We start from the raw sequence: 17,795 nt of genomic DNA, 5'->3' as shown, positions 1-17,795 counted from the left end.
GTAAGGGAACAGGACTGCGGGCGGCATCACAACCAGCGGATGAGCCAGTGGACCTTCGGCCGGCTACGGGATCTCCTGGAATATAAACTCAAGCGGCACGGCATCACCCTGGAGAAAATCGAAGAACGGGGCACTTCCGGCACCTGCCCAACATGCAGCAAGTATACAAAGCAAACCGGCCGCATTTACCGGTGTGGTGACAGGGATTGTGGCTTCGGTGGGGTTCACCGCGATGTAATAGGCGCTACGGGCATACTGGATTTAGTCGTAAACGGTCGGTTCACCCCTGGGCGCAAGTTGCCGGAAACGGTGTTTTATGCGCGGCCTGCAGTGTTAACGCCGATGCCGTGCCATAAAAAGAAAAAGGCCGCATAAAGATGTATCTACGCTGAGTAGTAGATGCCCATGGACCGGGCCATCCGGCATTTGGGGCTAACCTGGGTGTCTGGATGTAGCGCAAGGAGGGGGAGTAAGACCTGTTCTTTCCGGCAGGCGTCTTCCGATGAGGTGCTGAGGACCGTCCGGGATACCCCGGTTGCTTTAAAGAAGCCGCCGGGCTTGTCCCGGCGGAGGTTCACATTTTTACCTGGCCTGATAATAGAACTTGATAATATCGGCCGGAATAAAAAATGCCCGGACCTATTGCTAAAGTCCGGGCACTATCATATTCTTCAAATTCCCGCAAGAATTTTCCTGGCCCGCTCCAGGGCCTTAGCTACAGCGGCCGGGGCGGGGCCGCCGAGGAGGTCGCGGCCCTGCACGCAGGCTTCCACCGTTATGCAGTTAAGGATGTCTTCCGAGAAATAAGGTGAAAAGGATTGCCACTCGGCCAGGGTGAGGTCCTCAAAGGACTTGCCCTGTTCCAGGCAGTGGAGGACCAATGCCCCCACCACGGCATGGGCTTCGCGGAAGGGCAAACCTTTGCGCACCAGGTATTCGGCCACGTCGGTGGCAGCGGCAAAGCCCCGGGCCGCATCCTCTCGCATGCGCTCAACCCTGAATTTAGCCGTGGCCAGCATGGGGGTGAAGACCATGAGGCACCCTTTGACCGTATCCAGGGCGTCAAAGAGGGTTTCTTTATCCTCCTGCAGGTCCTTGTTGTAGGCCAGGGGTAAACCTTTCAGGACCGCCAGCATGCCCATGAGGTGGCCGTACACCCGGCCCGTCTTCCCCCGCACCAGCTCGGCCACGTCGGGGTTTTTCTTCTGGGGCATCATGCTGGAGCCGGTGCTGTAGGCGTCGTCCAGCTCGATAAAGCCGAATTCCTCGCTGGCCCAGAGGATTATTTCTTCGGCCAGGCGGCTTAAATGCATCATGATTAGGGAAGCTGCCGCCAGGAATTCCACCACAAAATCGCGGTCGGCCACAGCATCCAGGGAGTTGGCGCTGATCTCTTTAAAGCCCAGTTCTCTGGCCACCTTCTCCCGGTCAATGGGGAGGGTTGTCCCGGCCAGGGCGCCGGCGCCCAGGGGCATGACATCTACCCGCGCCAGGCACCCGTCTAAACGCTCCTGGTCGCGGTAGAACATTTCAAAGTAGGCCAGCAGGTGGTGGGCCAGGGTGACGGGCTGGGCCTTCTGCAGGTGGGTATAGCCGGGCATGATGGTGTGCAGGTGCTCGGCCGCCAGGTCCACCAGGACCTTTTGCAGGCCGGCGAGGAGTCTTTTTACTTGCGGAATTTCTTCTTTTAAATAAAGGCGCAGGTCCAGGGCTACCTGGTCGTTGCGGCTGCGCGCCGTATGCAGCTTCTTGCCGGGTGCGCCGATGCGTTCCGTGAGCAGCTTTTCGATGTTCATATGGATGTCTTCAGCACCCACGTCAAAGGTTACCCGCCCGGCCTCGATATCGGCCCTGATTTCTTCCAGGCCTTTGATTATGGCCTCGCCCTCGGCCGGGGTAATGAGCCCCACCGCTGCCAGCATCCTGGCATGGGCTATGGAGCCGGCTATGTCCTGCCGGTAAAGGCGCTGGTCGAAGCTGATGGAGGAATGGAAGTCCTCCACCAGCCGGTCGGTTGTCCTGGTAAAGCGTCCGCCCCAGAGCTTCATAGAGATACTCCCTTTGTTCATAATTCAAAGCTGACATTTGTTTTTCGTTCGCTCCCAACAAATGTCAGCCTTCGAAGTACTACCTCAAACCCGCCTGCTTTTCCATCAAGGCCCGAACCGTCAAAGGCAGGCCGAAGAGGTTGATAAATCCGGTAGCGTCCTTGTGGTCGTAATCGCCGCCGGCGCCGAAGGTCGCCAGGTCCTCGCTGTAGAGGGAGTAGGGCGATTTAACCCCTGCCGGGGTGCAGCTGCCCTTGTACAGCTTCATGCGCACGCTGCCGGTGACCGTTTCCTGGGTGCTGTCCACAAAGGCATCCAGGGCCTTTTTCAGGGGCGAGAACCAGTTGCCGTCATAGACCAGCTCGGCGTATTTAGCAGCCACAATTTCCTTGAAGTGCATGGTCATGCGGTCCAGGGTGAGGGCTTCCAGCTCCCGGTGGGCCAGGTAAAGGACGGTGCCGCCGGGGGTTTCATAAACGCCCCTGGATTTCAAGCCCACCAGGCGGTTCTCCACCATGTCGGCAATGCCGACGCCGTTGGCCGCTGCCAGGTCGTTCAATTTTTCCACCAGGGTTACGGCGTCCAGCCTTTCCCCGTCCACGGCCACCGGGATGCCCTTTTCAAAGTCAAGGGTCACATAAGTGGGTTTATCCGGGGCCTGTTCTGGCGGGGTAATGATTAAATAAAGGTCGTCCTGGGGTTCGTTCCAGGGGTTCTCCAGGTCGGCGCCTTCGTGGCTCAAGTGCCAGAGGTTGCGGTCCATGCTGTAGGGCCGATCTTTGGTGACCGGTACGGGGATGCCCCGGGCGGTGGCATAGTCAATGGCCTCTTCCCGGGAGCGAATGTTCCAGAGGCGCCAGGGGGCGATGACTTTCAGATCGGGGTTTAACGCTTTAACTCCCAGTTCAAAGCGCACCTGGTCATTACCCTTGCCGGTGGCGCCGTGGGCCACGGCGGTGGCGCCTTCCTTCTCAGCCACCTCTACCAGGCATTTGGCAATGAGGGGCCGGGCAAAGGAGGTGCCCAGGAGGTACTTGCCTTCATAGACGGCCCCGGCCTTTAAAGTCGGCCAGATATAATCTTCAACGAACTCCCGCTTTTTATCAAGGATGTAAATTTTGCTCGCCCCGCTCTTGAGGGCTTTTTCCTCCAGGGGGGCCAGTTCCTCTCCCTGGCCGAGATCAACGGCCACGGCGATAACCTCGTAGCCGTAGGTTTCTTTGAGCCAGGGGATAATAATGGAAGTATCCAGCCCGCCGGAATAGGCGAGGACTACCTTTTCCGCCATAGTAGAAACTCCTTCCTCCTGCGAAAATAGTATTCTGCCAGAAATAGTGATTTTTATGGTAAAATATCTCTGCCTTCTACTTGAGCCTTCATTTTCATAGTTCGCTGGGAGGGAAATAGAAACCTGGCAAGATAGGCTAACCCATCAGTGCCGCCAAAATAGCCTTGTGGGCGTGGAGACGGTTTTCAGCTTCGTCAAAAACGGCTGACTGGGGACCGTCCATCACCTCGTCGGTAATCTCCTCGCCCCGGTGGGCCGGCAGGCAGTGCATGACCATGGCGTCAGGTTTGGCCAGCTTCAATATCTCGCTGTTAAGCTGGTATTTCTGGAAAGCCTGGCGCCGCTTTTCCGCCTCGGCCTCCTGGCCCATACTGGCCCAAACGTCGGTGTAAAGGATATCGGCATCCTCAACAGCTTCGCGGATATTGTTGGTTACAGCTATCTGGCAGCCGTTGTAGGCGGCTATGCGCCGGGCTTCTTCTACCACCTGGGGCAGGGGCTCATAACCGGGAGGGCAGGCGATGGTCACGTTGAGGCCCACTTTAGCCCCGCCGTACATGAGGGAATGGGCGACGTTATTGCCATCGCCGATAAAGGTAAGGTTTAAACCTTTAACTGTACCCTTCCACTCGCGGATGGTCATGATATCCGCCAGGGCCTGGGTGGGGTGTAGCAAATCCGTCAGGCCGTTGATGACGGGGACGGTGGCGTGGGCCGCCAGTTCCTCCACCTCCTGGTGGGCAAAGGTGCGGATCATTATGCCGTCCAGGTAGCGGGACAGGACCCGGGCCGTATCGGCAATGGTCTCACCGCGGCCCAGCTGCAGGTCGTCTTTGGTTAGGAAAAGGGCATAGCCGCCCAGCTGGTACATGCCTACTTCAAAGGCTACCCGGGTGCGGGTGGAACGCTTGGTAAAGATCATGCCCAGGGTCTTGCCGGCAAGGAGTGGGTGGGGCTCCCCTCTTTTAAGTTTGGTCTTGAGTTCGTCGGCCAGGTCCAGGAGGTAAAAGATTTCCTCGGTGGTAAAATCCTTCAGGGAGATGAAGTCGCGGCCTTTGAGACCCTTTGCCAGGTCGTTCATTAAATAGATCTCCTTTCGCATTTTGATATATTAAACCTTGTCTCTTACGTTCCTTGTCCCAGAACTTCCTGCAAGGCTTCCTTTAAAATAGCTACAGCCCGGTCGACTTCGTCTTTACTGATAGTCAAGGGGGGCAAGAAACGTAGGACGTGGCCGTGGAGGGAGTTGATCAACAAACCCCGTTCCTGGCAGGCGGCTACCACCGCGTCGGCCGGGCCGTCAATCTCTAGTCCCAGCAGCAGTCCGCGGCCCCTTACTTCTGTTAACTGGGGAAATTCCCGGACCAGCCTCTCCAGCTCCTGGTAGAAATATTCTCCCAGGACCCGGGCATTTTCCACCAGGCCCTCTTCAAGCAGGGCCTTAAAGGCGGCCACCCCGGCGGCCGTAGCCAGGGGATTGCCGCCGAAGGTAGAGGCATGGTCCCCGGGGCCAAAGGCAGCGGCTGCCTTTTCTTTGGCCAGCATGGCGCCGATAGGCACCCCCCCGGCCAGGGCCTTGGCCAGGGTCATAACATCGGGCTCCACCCCATAATACTGGTAGGCGAAAAGATAGCCCGTGCGGCCCAGGCCACACTGTACTTCGTCAAAGATAAGTAAAAGTCCTTCATCGTCGCAGAGGGCCCGCACCGCCTGAAGGTAATCTCTGTTGGCCGCGTAGACGCCGCCTTCTCCCTGGACCGGTTCCAGCATGACGGCGCAGGTCCGGGGGCTTACTGCCGCCCGCAGGCTGGCAAGGTCATTGAAGGGGACGTATTTAAAGCCTGCCGGCAGGGGAGCAAAGCCACGGTGGAATTTCTCCTGGCCGGTAGCCGTCAGGGTAGCCAGGGTACGGCCGTGAAAGGAACGGCGCATGGTAATGATCTCGTAGCTTTCCGGCCCCCGGTGTTCTTTGGCATACTTGCGGGCGAGTTTAATGGCCGCTTCATTGGCTTCCGCACCGCTGTTGCAGAAAAAGACTTTATCCAGGGCTGAATTTTCCACCAGCAACCGGGCCAGTTCCACCTGGGGCTCAATCCAGTAAAGGTTGGAGCAGTGGAGGAGCTTCCCGGCCTGCTCCCTGATGGCCGCCACCACCCGGGGATGGCAGTGCCCCAGGGAGTTGACCGCCAGGCCGCCTACAAAGTCCAGGTACTCCCGGCCGTCGGCATCCCACACCCGGGCCCCCTCGCCCCGCACAAGGGCCAGGGGGTAGCGCCCGTAGGTCCGCATCACGTATTTTTCCCCCAGAGCGATAATAGCCGCGTTATCCATTTCCGGCCACCTCCATATTTATGGCACCACCATGGTCCCCACCCCGGTGTCGGTAAATACCTCCAGCAAGATAGAGTGGGGTATGCGCCCGTCAATAATATGGGTTTTCTTCACACCGCCTTCCAGGGCGCGGATGCAGCAGTTAACCTTGGGGATCATGCCGCCGTCAATGACTCCCTGCCGGATGAGCTCCGGTACCCGACCGACCTCCAGGGCGGAGATTAAGGAGCCAGGATTATTGCGGTCAGCTAGAATCCCCTCCACATCCGTCAGGAGGACCAGCTTATCGGCCTTTAAAGCCACGGCCAGTTCCCCCGCCACCAGGTCGGCATTTATATTGTAGCTTTCACCATCAGGTCCTACACCGATGGGGGCCACCACAGGGATGTAACCTTCGGCGATGACGGTTTCAATAATGCCGGGATTGACCCTTTCCACCCGGCCGACAAAACCCAGGTCCAGGTCAACCTCCGCCCCATCTTCCTGCTGGATATGGGCTATTTGTTTCCTGGCTTCAATGAGGTTGCCGTCCTTGCCGCAGAGGCCGATGGCCTTGCCGCCGTAACGGTGGATATTGGTGACAATTTCTTTATTAATCTTCCCCACCAGGACCATTTCCACAATCTCCATTGTCTCGGCGTCAGTCACCCGCTGGCCCTGGATAAACTGCGACTGCTTGCCCAGGCGCTTGAGCATACCGGTAATTTCCGGCCCGCCGCCATGGACAATGACCGGTCGCATGCCCACCAGGTGCATGAGAACGGCGTCCTGCATGACGGCCTTTTTCAGGTCGCAATTGGTCATGGCATGGCCGCCGTACTTGATCACTACCGTTTTGCCGTAGAACTGGCGGATATAGGGCAGGGCCTCGATAAGGATTTCTGTTTTTTCCAGGGGTGAAAGGGGCATCTTGCGTTCCCTCCAGTACGCACCCCCATACCGGGGCTTTTCTACGGGTCAGCAGTGGACCTTCTATTTTAAGTCCGGTAGGAAGCATTGATCTTTACATAGTCGTAGGTCAGGTCGCAGCCCCAGGCGGTGGCTGCGGCCGTTCCCTGCTTTAAATCCAGGGTAATGGTGATTTCCTCTTCCCGCAAGATAGCCGCCGCCTTTTCTTCGCTAAAGGGCAGGGGCTTGCCATCCCGGGCCATCTGCTCGCAGCCGGCCCGGCTTTCCAGGTAAATGTCAACTCTATCCGGGTCGATCTCTGCCCCGGAGTAACCGGCGGCGCAGATAATGCGGCCCCAGTTGGCATCGGCGCCAAAGATAGCGCTCTTTACGAGGTTAGAACCGGCCACGGCCCGGGCAACCATACGGGCTTCCGCCTCGCTGGCCGCCCGCCGCACTTCTACAGTGAGCAGTTTGGTCGCGCCCTCGCCATCCCGGGCAATCAGGCGGGCCAACTCACGGCAGACGTACTCCAGGCCGGCGCGGAAGGCGGCGTGATCTTCAATGGTCAGGGGGGCGTTGCCGGCGCAGCCGTTGGCCAGGATGACGACCATATCGTTGGTGCTGGTGTCGCCGTCCACCGTTACCATATTGAAGGTCCGGTCCACCACCGCCCGCAAGGCCTGGTCCAGGTCATCCTGCTCCATGGCGACATCGGTGGTCAAAAAGCAGAGCATGGTCCCCATATTGGGGTGGATCATGCCGGAACCCTTGGCTATGCCGCCAATGGTTACCGTGGCCCCTCCCAGGGACAACCGGACGGCAATTTCCTTTTTCATAGTATCGGTAGTCATAATGGCCACCGCCGCAGCACTGCTGCCGTCCATTGCCAGCTTTTCTGCGGCCGCCCGGATGCCGGCGCTGATCTTATCCATGGGCAGGGGCACGCCAATCACACCGGTGGAAGCCACCACCACCTGCCAGGGTTCGCAGCCTATGGCTGCAGCCGTAATAGCTGCCATTTCCCGGGCGTCCCGGTAACCCCGCTCCCCCGTACAGGCATTGGCATTGCCGCTATTACAAACAATGGCCCGGGCTATCCCGCTTTTAAGATGCTCTCTGGTAACTATCAGGGGTGCTGCCTTGACGCGATTTCTGGTATAAACGGCTGCTGCCGCTGCCGGTACTTCACTGACAATCAGGGCCAGGTCCTTCTTTTCCTTTTTCAAACCGGCATGGATGCCGGCAGCCACAAAACCCTGCGGGGCGGTAATGCCGCCGGAAACCAGCTGGATGTCTTCAATCATTTCTTCCTTCCTCCAAAAACAACTCTCTAGCAGGCTGGCATTGTCTCGCCCGCTCCTTACTTAAGGGCATATTCCCGGTGCAGCCAGGGCCATAGTTTCCGGGAAGCCGCACATGAGATTGAAGTTTTGCACCGCCTGGCCGGAAGCGCCTTTGGTCAGGTTGTCGATGGCGCTGGCCACCACGACCCGTCCGGTACGGCCATCCACAGTCAAGTTGATATGGCAGTTGTTGCTGCCGTAGACCCAGCGGGTATGGGGCCACCTGCCCGGCGGCAGGAGATGGATAAAAGGCTCTCCGGCGTAAAAGTCCTGATAAACCTGCCGGAGTTCTGCTTCCGTCGCCGGGCGGGCCAGGGTGGCATACATGGTGCTTAAGATTCCCCGGCTGATAGGCAGGAGGTGGGGGGTAAAGGATACCTTCACCTCCGTCCCCGCAAGAGCGCTCAGTTCCTGTTCGATCTCCGGGGTATGGCGGTGACCGGCGACGCCGTAAGGATTGATGTTTTCATGGCACTCGACAAAAAGGCTGGTTACTTTGGCCTCCCGGCCGGCCCCGGACACACCCGATTTGGCATCGATAATGATGGTTGCCGGGTCGATATAACCGGCCTTGAGCAGGGGCGCCAGGCCTAGAATGACGCTGGTGGGATAACAGCCAGGGTTGGCGACCACCCGGGCCTGGCGTATGGCTTTTCTATGGATTTCGGGCAATCCGTAGACGGCGTGAGCTGCCAGTTCAGGATTACCGTGGGGGATTTTGTACCATTCCTCGTAAGTTTTTGCCTCCCGGAAGCGCAGGTCGGCGCCCAGGTCGATGACCCTGACACCTTTCCCCAGGGCCCGGGTGGTTACCTTTACAGCGTGGCCGTGGGGCAGGGCGATAAAGACCACTTCGGCCCGCTCCAGGACTTCTTCCGGGGTTAAAGCTTCACATGGGAGGCTGGTATAACCGGTAAGGGCCGGGTAAACGCCAGCCATCTCCTCGCCGGCATAATGCCGGGAGGTAAGGGCCACCAGCTCCACTTCCGGGTGCCTGCTTAAGATACGCACCAGTTCGGCACCGGTATAGCCCGTGGCGCCGATAATGCCTGCTTTGACCAATGGCGGGAACCTCCTTGATCTGGTGTTATAATTATACAACTAACCTGCATATTAATGCAATAGACCGGCAAAAAAAAATAACAGTTCCTTATTCTTATATTAGCTGCTAGGCCTTGCCCGGCAACAGGTCCAGATGGGACTTCAAAACATAACCCACCTGGCCGCCTCCGGTTCCGGTCTTTACCCGCCAGTAAGAAGGTTCCCCCGGTTTTAACCAGGACAGCAGGTCCTCATCTTCCAGGACAGCTACCTCCTCCCCGGCGGCAAGTTTAAGCCGGTCAACATACTTGTTCCCCTGGCGCTCTTTAAGGCTGGTGGTTTTATTTACCCTGCCCACGGCCATGACCATGGCTCCCCAGGCCGGCTCCCAGCGGTAGGTGTGGGTTACGGTCCGGCTCTGGATTTTCGTCCGGGGACCGGTTGCTTCCGGGGCCGACCAGATGGTCTGGCTGCTGATGGTTTTAATTACCAGCCGCCCCTCTACCCGGGTAAAATCTATCATCACCTGTTCACTTACCCCCTGCCAGCCCTCGCCCTGGTCCAACCATTTATTATGCCAGCGTTCTTCGTTCCCGGCAACTTTACGCCAAATTTCCTGCAAACCTTCCCCCTGCCAGCTATACAGGGCATAAAAGCTGCTCAAAAAATAGCCGCCGAAGCGCTCATCCAGGAGTTCCCGGATTAATATGGCATTGCGCCCGGCCTCCAGCTGGACCACCTTTACTTCCTGCAGGGGCAGGGTATTCAAGCAGGCCAGCATTACTGGCTGGCTCCCCGGGGTGCTGAAGATACCTAGCAGGCCCCGGTCTTTAGATACTGTAACGCCGATAATCTTTTCCGTCCCTTCCGCTGGGGCAATATCCCCTTCAGCCTGCAGGTGATAAACCCCAATTTTACGTCCTTCGGCCAGTTCCTGTAATATTTCCCTGCCTTCCTTGCTGTCCTGGCCCATTACGGCCAGGGCCCGGGCTTCATAAACGTTGACTTCCCCTGTTGTCGCCCGCTGCCAGAAGACAACGGCTGCCACAGCGATAATTATTAATGACTGTAACCAGCGCCAGCGATTACCCATGTCCCCTCCCTCCATCCTTTTAAATTATTATGCATCAGGATGGCGGGTATGAATAGTGCTGGCAAATTCCTTTTTAATTCGCTGCAACAGCTCCCTGTCAAGCATGACATCCGCCGCCGTCCAGGCCAGGGCTTTGGCAGCCAGGATTACAACCCGCCGCCCGGCCTCGCCTCGTACTGCCCGGGCAAACTGGTAGCTGTGGGGCACCATTTTGCCGGCGTTCAGGGATAAGTAGGGGTGGATAGCTGGCACCACCTGGCTGACATTACCCATATCCAGGGAACCGCGGCTGTAGCTGGGGGAACCCGAATCCATTACTCCCAGCTTTTTCAAGTTGTCGCGCCAGGCTGCGGCCAGGGCGCGATTAGTCAGCATGGGTTCATAGGAAGGTTCGTAGTTGTGGTACCAGTAACGGCAACCCGTTGCCAGGGCTGCCGCCGTAGCGCAATTCTCCACCCGTTTGACCACTTTATTTAAAGCACCCCGGGTACGGGCCCGTACGTAAAAGCGGGCCACGGCACGTTCGGGAATGACGTTGGGCGAAGTACCCCCTTCGGTAATAATACCCTGGATGCTGGTCCCGTCTTTCAGGTAGGGACGCAGGCTGTTGATATTGTTGAATAACTGGATGACTGCTTCCAGGGCATTAATACCTTCCTCCGGGCTGGAGGCGGCATGGGCTGCCCGCCCCTCAAAAACGAATTCCAGGGCTTCCAAGGCGAGGGAATTTACTTCTACTGTAGTGGTATCGCCAGGGTGAAACATCATCACCGCGTCCAGGTCGTCCAGGACGCCATGGCGAACCAGCACAACCTTGGCCCCTCGGGTCTCTTCGGCCGGCGTACCTAAAACGACAATGGTCCCCCGAAGTTCATTAATTATAGTTGCTAACGCCAATGCCGCCCCGAGGCTGGCAGCAGCTATCAGGTTGTGACCGCAGGCATGCCCCAGCCCTGGCAGGGCGTCGTATTCGGCCAGCAGGGCCACCCGCGGACCGGGACCGCCGACAAGCTCGGCCTTAAAGGCTGTCGGCAGCTGGCACAGGGGCCGGGTAATCTTAAAACCCCGCTCCGCCAGGATGCCTGTCAGTAGATCTACGGCAAAATACTCCTGGTTGCCCAGTTCCGGGTGATCATAAATAGCCTCGGCCACATTGATAATTTGTTCTTTTAAGGTATCAATGTCCCGGGCAATTCTTTCTTTGACGGCAAGCATATGCGCCTCCTTGCAGCCGATAGATTAGATTACCCACCAGGGGAAATAATACCCTTGAGGAGCCCTCAATGGGTTACCTCCGCCACCGGCGAACTTCAATTACGTAAAAGGAGGTACTCCCATGACCCTGGCTACCTGCAACCGGCATTGCTCCTATTTAAACGACGGTGCCTGCGAATTGGCCGGGATCCTGGAACAGGGCCAGCCCATCCTTTGCCCTTACCGGCACCAGAAAATGGACACCCTTACCGGCAAAGTATACTTCCCGCCAGCCGGGCTGCCCCGCAACTTGGCAACTCCCCCTCACTACCGCTACCCCGGAACTAATCCAGTACGCAGCGGCAACCCCTCTGCCCAGGCGATCAGCGCCCCGCCGGGGCCGGGTGTGAGCTAAAGGACCTGCTGCCCGTCAACCCTGAGCCGGGGCTGGAGGAGAATGCCGTCCAGGTGGCTGGGAGCTTCCACCTGGCCGCCAAAATTTCTATTGTCCCCCAGGGCAATATGAACTGTACCCCGTACCTTCTCATCCTCCAGGACGTTGCCTGTCAGCCTGGCCAGGGGATTTAGCCCTATACCCAGTTCAGCAATGTTGCGGCTGGCCGGTCCGTAACGGGTGAAAATATCCTCTAACAGGCGGGCTTCCCGGCCACCACTGACCGCAACGGCCTGCCCTGCTTCAACTTTAATCCGCAAGGGTTTTTCTAAAACGCCGATGCCGGCCAGGGCCCCGTCAATAACCAGGAGCCCCTTCGCCGTTCCTTCCACCGGGGCAATATAAGCCTCCCCCGCCGGCAGGTTACCAAAGCTGCCCGGCCGGGTGTAAAGGCCGGTATCGGGGTGCCCCTGGCGGCCGGCAATACTAAAGGTAAGTTCCGTTCCCGCCGGGGTCGTCAGGTGGACCTCCTGCCCCCGGGTCAAAACGGCTGCATAATGCTCACAATCGGCAGCCAGGGCCTTATAGTCGACGGCCAGGGTGCGTTCCAACATATCGGCTGTGGCGCCGGGCAAGGAGGCGATACGGGCGCCGGCTGCGTTAGCCTCCCGGCGGGCACGGGTGTGGGATAGGGATCTGGAGGTAGCCAGGACGGCGACCCGGCTTTGCCGCATGGCTGCCGCTACCACAGCCGGGGGTTCCTGGCCGTGGTTGTCCCGGGGCAGCATAGCGATGATGGCCGCCTCGGCTTTTAGCTCCCTGGCGGCCTCAAAAAAAGCCTCGCCGATAGGCTGCAGTTCAGTATCGGTAACGACGAGAACTGTTTCTCCGGCCCTGACCGCCAGGCATTCCATAAGGGCCAGGCGGCAGGCTGAAGCCAGATCAGGCATGTTAACAACTCCTTTCAATCCCTTACAATGGCCAGCTCGCTTCCGCAGGCGCGGCAGGTACGCCCTGCCAGGCCCGGCAGGGAAACATGATAACCTGTCCGCCGGATGACCAGTTCGCCGCAAACCGGGCAGTAGGTGTTGTTCGCCTCCGGGTCGGCCACATTACCCAGGTAAACATAATGTAAGTACTGCCGGGCCACTTCCCGGGCGCGGCGCATGGTCGCCAGGGGCGTCGGCGGCGCCTTCAGGCGGTACCGGGGAAAGTAGCGGGAAAAGTGCAGGGGTGTATCTACGCTTAAATTATCCGCCACCCATTTTACCAGCCCGGCCAGTTCCTCCGGGTCGTCGTTTAAGCCGGTCACTAAGAGCGTCGTGATCTCTACGTGGCTGCCAGCTTTTAATGCTGCCGCCGCCGTCTCAAGGACGGGCCGGTAGTCGCCATGGACGACTTTACGGTAAAATTCCAGGTTAAAACCCTTGACATCAATATTCCAGGCATCAATCCAGGGCAGGAGCTCGGCCAGGGGGTCCGGCCGGATAAAGCCGTTGGTCACCATAACATTCTTCAGTCCCGCTTCCCGGGCCAGCCGGGCTGTAGCTAGGACAAACTCAAACCACACCAGGGGCTCGGAATAGGTATATGCTATCCCCAGGCTGCCTGCTTCCCGGGCCTTCCGGACCAGGTCCTCCGGGGTGATGGCTACCGTCTCCGGCTCTTCCTGGGCTATCTCCCAATTCTGGCAGAACTCACAGCGAAAATTGCAGCCCACTGTACCGGCCGAGAGTATGAGGCTCCCGGGATAAAAATGATAGAGGGGCTTTTTTTCAATGGGATCCAGGGCGAGGGAGGAACAGCGGCCGTAGTTGCGGGTATATAGACACCCCTCCCGGTTTTCCCGTACCCGGCAGATGCCCCGGCCACCGGGGGCAATAACACAGGTATGGGGGCAGAGACGGCATTCCACCTTCTCTCCGGATAACTTTACATAATACATAGCTTCCCTTCCGGCCATTGGTTAATCCTCCGTCATTTGCCTGGCTTGTCGGATGTTTTCCCAACACTGGTTTAATTAATTAATGGTAGCGTGTAACCTTAAACCTTTCCAGCTGGTATGGTTCATCGGGACCGATGCCGCCCTTCTGGCGGGCAATAGCCACCTGTTCTTCAACGGTATCAATGCCCTCCAGATCCGGGAGGAGCAGTCCCCGCCGCCGGCCGCAGCTGACGATGACGCCGTATACCTTGGGGTCCAGGTCAGCCAGGGTAGCCGGTTCGGGTTCGCTCAAGACGTCTACCGAATACTGGAGTTCCGGCAGTTCTTCTACTGTTACCGGGGGAAAACGGGGATCTTCCAGACCGGCTGCCAGGGCGTTGTAAATAATCTCCTCGGCCAGGTTGGCCCTGGTTGGGCCGATGGTACCGATACATCCCCTTAAACTGCCGTGTTTCTTGATAGATACAAAGACACCGGCCCGGCCGGCCAGTTCCTGGGGCAGGGGTTCGGGAACGGGTAGCACCTTGCCGGTGCGCAGGTAATGCTCCAGGCTCTGGCGGGCCAGGCGCACCGGCAGCGACTCTGCTTCCGGTTCTTTTGCTTCAGCCAGCAGGCTCCGCCCCGGATCTTTCCCTGCAGGCTCCAGGTGGGCGACCAGGTAACCGACGCCAAAGGGGCCTTCGTAGGACAAAACCTCACCCCGCACTTCATAGCCGTCCAGGGCCCCCAGACCCATTATAAAGGAACGCAGGCCGCACTCGCCGGCTTTTTCCGCCAGATCTTCCGGTATGGCCAGGATGCCCTCCACGTCCAGGCGAGCCAAAAGCTCCTTTACCCTGGCATCAAACTCCCTGCCCCGCGGGTCGTACCCGGCCGGTGCCCCGGGCAGGAGCCGGTGGGAAAGATCGCCGCTAGCCACCAGCAGAACACGATGGGGGCCGGTTTCAATGGCCCGGGCCAGGGCAGCGCCAAAGGCATAGAGCTGTTGCCTTTCCAGGAAGGCCATGCCCATGGCTACCAGGGGGGTAGCAATACCTGCCTGGCGCAGGTAATAGAGGGGCACCATCATACCGTGGTCCAGTTCCGGGGTTAACCCGTAACGGCGGCAGGCGGCATCGTCCAGCCAGGCCACCGGCAGCCCGCTTTCCCGGGCCGCCTCAGCTATGGCCCGGCTGAGCTTCAGGTCCAAAGGATAAGTAAACTTGACTTCCCCGGCTCTAAAGGCCGCCAGATCACCCTTTAGCTCCCCGGTGGCCCAGATTCCCACGGCGTCGCGGAAAACCGGGCCGTGGGGGGAAATGATAATTATTACCTCCGGCTGGTGGGCAGCCACCCTGGCTGCCAGTTTCCTGGCCGCTGCCACCGTAGCCTTAATCCTTGCCACCTCGCCGCGCCCGACCTCCGGGACCATAAGCGGCGGGTGGGGCATAAAGGCCACATCCAGTATGCGTCCCATATAATCACCCCTTTTAATATGTCTCGGCGCCCATCTTTTCATGTAACTGCTTCCAGCCCAGGGTTTCCCTTCAGGTTTACTTTACCACATCTACCACCACTTTGACAGGGGGTAAGATCCTGGTGCCATTTGCTATTGTGCCGGCGGTGGTAATTACGTTACAATAAAAGGGAATAAGCTGGCTATGCGCACGCTGCTGTTTCCGGCTATCCGGTGGCAGGTTTAATGCCAATTTACCTACCCGGAGGTGACAGGAAATGCCCCTTTTCATATCCCTGGTTGAACGGATGAGTGTAGTTATAACCCTGGCCTTTATCCTGAGCCGTTCCCGGATATTCCGGAAACTGCTCCAAGAGCAGGCCAGTTCCTACCAAAAACTCCTACTAATCCTGCTTTTTGGCCTGCTTGGGATCTTCGGCAGCTACACCGGCATCCCCATCCAGGATGCCCTGGCCAACTCCCGGGTCATTGCCCCCATGGTCGGCGGGCTGTTTGGTGGTCCCCTGGTTGGTTTCCTCGCCGGGCTTATTGCCGGCGGCCACCGGTTTTTTATGGGGGGCTTTACCGCCCTGGCCTGTGGCGTTTCCACCACTGTCGAAGGCCTGCTGGGGGGCCTGGTGGCGCGGGCCTACCGCCGGCGCCCTTTGCCCTGGCCGGTGGCCTTTGCCGCCGGTTTTGTTGCTGAAGCATTGCAGATGCTGATTATCCTGGCCCTGGCGCGGCCTTTTGCCGCCGCCTGGAGCCTGGTCAAGATCATCGCCTGGCCCATGATGCTGGTTAATGCCAGCGGCATTGCCCTGGCCGTAATCATTATCCAGAGTGTGCTTCGGGAGCAGGAGCTGGCCGGTGCCGTCCAGGCCCAGAAGGCCTTAAAGATTGCCAACAAGACCCTGCCGTACTTACGCCAGGGCCTCAATGCGGATTCCGCCCGCCAGGCAGCCGCTATTATTATGGAGATTACGGGCCTGGAGGCTGTAGCCATTACCAGCGGCGATGAGATCCTGGCCCACGTCGGTGCCGGGAGCGACCATCACCGCCAGGGCCAGAAGGTCCTGACCAACGCCACCCGCCAGGCCCTCGACACCGGCAAAATTCAGGTGGCCCAGGTAGCAGCAGAAATCGGCTGCCACCACCATGGTTGTCCCTTAAAGGCAGCCGTAGTCGTCCCTTTGCACTCGCGGGGCAAGGTAATCGGCACCTTAAAGCTCTACCATACCCGGGCCAATGCCGTTGGCCCCCTGGACCTGGAGCTGGCCGCCGGCCTGGGCCACCTCTTCTCCACCCAGCTGGAACTGGCGGAAATTGACCGGCAGGAACAACTGGTTGCCAAAGCCGAAATCCGGGCCCTGCAGTCCCAGATCAACCCCCACTTTTTGTTTAATGCCCTGAATACCATCATGTCCGTCTGCCGCCTGGACCCGGAAAAGGCGCGGCAGCTCCTGGGCTACCTGGGGGACTTTTTCCGCCGCAACCTGCAGCACCCGGAGCGGCCGGTCACCCTGGCTACGGAAATTGAGCATGTACGTTCTTACCTGGCCATTGAGAAGGCCCGCTTCGGCTCCCGCCTGGAGGTAACCATTGATGTCGAGCCCGGAGTGGCCCATTACCTTTTGCCGGCCCTGACCCTCCAGCCCCTGGTGGAAAACGCCGTCAAGCACGGCCTTTTACCCCGCCGGGAGGGAGGACAGGTAACCATCACCGCCCGGGAGGTAAACGGCGAGGCCCTGATAACAGTTAGTGACAATGGTATAGGTATAGATTTAAACAAAGTAAACGGGTTATTAACGGGTAAACCGGGCAATAGTAACAATGTCGGCCTACTTAACGTCCATGAGCGCCTGCGCCTGCTCTACGGCCCGGAATACGGCCTCCGCTTTAGCCTGAATCCGGAAGGCGGTACGCGAGTGGAATTCTCCCTGCCCCGGCAGGGGCAGGCGGTACTGAAGGAAGGGGTTGCCAGTTGATCAAGGCCCTTATCGTCGACGACGAAGAACCGGCCCGCCAAGAACTACGTTATTATATTGAACAGGATGCCAACTTTACGGTCTGCGGTGAGGCTTCCGGGGGCAGCGAGGCCCTGGAACTGGCCTCTTCCCTGCAGCCGGAGGTTGTTTTTCTGGATATTGAACTCTGGGACCTGGACGGGGTAGAAGTGGCGCGGCTGCTTTTAAAGCAGCCCCGTACCCCCTTAATCATCTTTGCCACTGCCTATGACGACTACGCCATCGAGGCCTTTGAACTCAATGCCGTCGATTACCTGTTAAAGCCCTTCACGGCCGAAAGGGTGGCCACCACCCTGGCCCGGGTGCGCCAGTTGCTCCAGCAACATGAAACCCCACCGCTGGCCAACCTCCTGCGCCAGCTGGCGACTACTCGCAAGACTACCAAGGTGGCCGCCTGGAAGGAAGACCGGCTGCTGGTTATCGACCCGGGGGATATTATTTATGCCGAAGCCCAGGGCCACCAGGTGCTCCTGAAAACTAACCAGGGCACTTTGCGATTTCCCGGCACCCTGCAGGAACTGGAAGACAAGCTGGACAGTGGTTTCTTAAGGGTCCACCGCAGCTTTATTGTCAACCTTGACCTGGTACGGGAAGTAGTCCCCTATTTCCACGGCACCTACCGCCTGATGCTCAAGGACCAGGAAAAGACCGAAATACCCGTCGGCCGCACCTATCTCAAGGACGTGCGGGCAGTCCTCGGCTTTTAAGTTCTCCCGGCGCCGTTCAGGCATCAATAGCGTCGTTGGGGCAATATAAATGGTCGCTCCC

At 58.6% G+C, this 17,795-nt stretch carries 17 protein-coding genes; 4 read left to right on the top strand and 13 right to left on the bottom strand.

Translation table 11 applies throughout. The annotated features are described in order from the left end of the window. Window positions 1-375, top strand: a 375-nt coding sequence (locus tag FLZ89_RS15935; protein WP_216363848.1) for a zinc ribbon domain-containing protein, incomplete at its 5' end; no start/stop codon positions are given. An 8-nt stretch (window positions 376-383) separates the two neighbouring features. On the opposite strand, the gene FLZ89_RS07925 is transcribed toward FLZ89_RS15935, so the two are convergent. The 10 genes from FLZ89_RS07925 to FLZ89_RS07880 form a co-directional block, all read right to left on the bottom strand. Next, a complete protein-coding gene (locus FLZ89_RS07925) occupies window positions 384-578 on the bottom strand; it encodes a hypothetical protein (RefSeq protein WP_141304748.1) in 195 nt (64 codons plus the stop codon). 93 nt (window positions 579-671) lie between these two features. After that, on the bottom strand, window positions 672-2,048 hold the full coding sequence (argH, locus tag FLZ89_RS07920) for an argininosuccinate lyase (protein WP_141263127.1): 1,377 nt from the start codon (window positions 2,046-2,048) through the stop codon (window positions 672-674). Between the two features lie 79 nt (window positions 2,049-2,127). Further along, window positions 2,128-3,336, bottom strand: coding sequence for an argininosuccinate synthase (locus tag FLZ89_RS07915; protein ID WP_141263129.1), 1,209 nt, complete (start codon window positions 3,334-3,336; stop codon window positions 2,128-2,130). A 136-nt stretch (window positions 3,337-3,472) separates the two neighbouring features. Continuing rightward, complete coding sequence (argF, locus tag FLZ89_RS07910) at window positions 3,473-4,417, bottom strand: ornithine carbamoyltransferase (RefSeq protein WP_141304747.1); 945 nt, start codon at window positions 4,415-4,417, stop codon at window positions 3,473-3,475. A gap of 44 nt (window positions 4,418-4,461) precedes the next feature. Further along, on the bottom strand, window positions 4,462-5,667 hold the full coding sequence (locus FLZ89_RS07905; RefSeq protein WP_141304746.1) for an acetylornithine transaminase: 1,206 nt from the start codon (window positions 5,665-5,667) through the stop codon (window positions 4,462-4,464). A gap of 18 nt (window positions 5,668-5,685) precedes the next feature. Continuing rightward, on the bottom strand, window positions 5,686-6,576 hold the full coding sequence (gene argB / locus FLZ89_RS07900) for an acetylglutamate kinase (RefSeq protein WP_141263134.1): 891 nt from the start codon (window positions 6,574-6,576) through the stop codon (window positions 5,686-5,688). A gap of 68 nt (window positions 6,577-6,644) precedes the next feature. After that, window positions 6,645-7,862 (bottom strand): bifunctional ornithine acetyltransferase/N-acetylglutamate synthase, encoded by a 1,218-nt coding sequence (gene argJ / locus FLZ89_RS07895; RefSeq protein WP_141304745.1) that lies wholly within the window; start codon window positions 7,860-7,862, stop codon window positions 6,645-6,647. 60 nt (window positions 7,863-7,922) lie between these two features. Then, window positions 7,923-8,963 (bottom strand): N-acetyl-gamma-glutamyl-phosphate reductase, encoded by a 1,041-nt coding sequence (gene argC / locus FLZ89_RS07890; RefSeq protein WP_141304744.1) that lies wholly within the window; start codon window positions 8,961-8,963, stop codon window positions 7,923-7,925. A 106-nt stretch (window positions 8,964-9,069) separates the two neighbouring features. Continuing rightward, the gene (locus tag FLZ89_RS07885) at window positions 9,070-10,035 is read right to left on the bottom strand and encodes a hypothetical protein (RefSeq protein ID WP_141304743.1); all 966 of its coding nucleotides are present in this window, start codon (window positions 10,033-10,035) and stop codon (window positions 9,070-9,072) included. Window positions 10,036-10,062: 27 nt separating this feature from the next. Then, window positions 10,063-11,250: a M20 family metallopeptidase gene (locus FLZ89_RS07880; RefSeq protein WP_141263142.1), complete on the bottom strand. Its 1,188-nt coding sequence runs from the start codon at window positions 11,248-11,250 to the stop codon at window positions 10,063-10,065. A gap of 121 nt (window positions 11,251-11,371) precedes the next feature. Here FLZ89_RS07880 and FLZ89_RS07875 point away from each other — a divergent pair, with 121 nt between their 5' ends. Further along, the gene (locus tag FLZ89_RS07875; RefSeq protein WP_141263144.1) at window positions 11,372-11,644 is read left to right on the top strand and encodes a hypothetical protein; all 273 of its coding nucleotides are present in this window, start codon (window positions 11,372-11,374) and stop codon (window positions 11,642-11,644) included. Here the strand turns inward: FLZ89_RS07875 and FLZ89_RS07870 are convergent. The 3 genes from FLZ89_RS07870 to amrA form a co-directional block, all read right to left on the bottom strand. Beyond that, window positions 11,641-12,573 (bottom strand): aminopeptidase, encoded by a 933-nt coding sequence (locus FLZ89_RS07870; RefSeq protein WP_141263146.1) that lies wholly within the window; start codon window positions 12,571-12,573, stop codon window positions 11,641-11,643. The two genes, FLZ89_RS07875 and FLZ89_RS07870, sit on opposite strands and share 4 nt — an antisense overlap. A 14-nt stretch (window positions 12,574-12,587) precedes the next feature. Continuing rightward, entirely contained in the window at window positions 12,588-13,586 is a 999-nt protein-coding gene (gene amrS, locus FLZ89_RS07865; protein WP_141304742.1) for an AmmeMemoRadiSam system radical SAM enzyme, read from the bottom strand. 61 nt (window positions 13,587-13,647) lie between these two features. Next, window positions 13,648-15,024 carry an AmmeMemoRadiSam system protein A gene (gene amrA / locus FLZ89_RS07860; protein WP_141263150.1) on the bottom strand — a complete coding sequence of 459 codons (1,377 nt, stop codon included), beginning with the start codon at window positions 15,022-15,024 and terminating at the stop codon, window positions 13,648-13,650. Between the two features lie 257 nt (window positions 15,025-15,281). On the opposite strand from amrA, the gene FLZ89_RS07855 reads away from it, so the two are divergent. Together FLZ89_RS07855 and FLZ89_RS07850 are read left to right on the top strand one after the other, a co-directional pair. Then, window positions 15,282-16,988 (top strand): sensor histidine kinase, encoded by a 1,707-nt coding sequence (locus FLZ89_RS07855; protein WP_141304741.1) that lies wholly within the window; start codon window positions 15,282-15,284, stop codon window positions 16,986-16,988. Beyond that, complete coding sequence (locus FLZ89_RS07850) at window positions 16,985-17,734, top strand: LytR/AlgR family response regulator transcription factor (protein WP_141263154.1); 750 nt, start codon at window positions 16,985-16,987, stop codon at window positions 17,732-17,734. Before FLZ89_RS07855 ends, FLZ89_RS07850 begins: the two co-directional genes overlap by 4 nt. The last annotated feature ends 61 nt before the right edge of the window (window positions 17,735-17,795 follow it).

Source organism: Moorella sp. E306M, from assembly GCF_006538385.1.
Classification (GTDB): domain Bacteria; phylum Bacillota; class DSM-521; order Neomoorellales; family Neomoorellaceae; genus Neomoorella.
Note: the sequence above shows the minus strand (reverse complement) of the source record. Positions and strands in the feature narration are given on the sequence as shown.

Coding starts and splice junctions, on each gene's coding strand:
- argH (WP_141263127.1), bottom strand. CDS start 2,048: ATGAAGCTCTGGGGCGGACGCTTTACCAGGACAACCGACCGGCTGGTG.
- FLZ89_RS07915 (WP_141263129.1), bottom strand. CDS start 3,336: ATGGCGGAAAAGGTAGTCCTCGCCTATTCCGGCGGGCTGGATACTTCC.
- argF (WP_141304747.1), bottom strand. CDS start 4,417: ATGAACGACCTGGCAAAGGGTCTCAAAGGCCGCGACTTCATCTCCCTG.
- FLZ89_RS07905 (WP_141304746.1), bottom strand. CDS start 5,667: ATGGATAACGCGGCTATTATCGCTCTGGGGGAAAAATACGTGATGCGG.
- argB (WP_141263134.1), bottom strand. CDS start 6,576: ATGCCCCTTTCACCCCTGGAAAAAACAGAAATCCTTATCGAGGCCCTG.
- argJ (WP_141304745.1), bottom strand. CDS start 7,862: ATGATTGAAGACATCCAGCTGGTTTCCGGCGGCATTACCGCCCCGCAG.
- FLZ89_RS07885 (WP_141304743.1), bottom strand. CDS start 10,035: ATGGGTAATCGCTGGCGCTGGTTACAGTCATTAATAATTATCGCTGTG.
- FLZ89_RS07880 (WP_141263142.1), bottom strand. CDS start 11,250: ATGCTTGCCGTCAAAGAAAGAATTGCCCGGGACATTGATACCTTAAAA.
- FLZ89_RS07875 (WP_141263144.1), top strand. CDS start 11,372: ATGACCCTGGCTACCTGCAACCGGCATTGCTCCTATTTAAACGACGGT.
- FLZ89_RS07870 (WP_141263146.1), bottom strand. CDS start 12,573: ATGCCTGATCTGGCTTCAGCCTGCCGCCTGGCCCTTATGGAATGCCTG.
- amrS (WP_141304742.1), bottom strand. CDS start 13,586: ATGGCCGGAAGGGAAGCTATGTATTATGTAAAGTTATCCGGAGAGAAG.
- amrA (WP_141263150.1), bottom strand. CDS start 15,024: ATGGGACGCATACTGGATGTGGCCTTTATGCCCCACCCGCCGCTTATG.
- FLZ89_RS07855 (WP_141304741.1), top strand. CDS start 15,282: ATGCCCCTTTTCATATCCCTGGTTGAACGGATGAGTGTAGTTATAACC.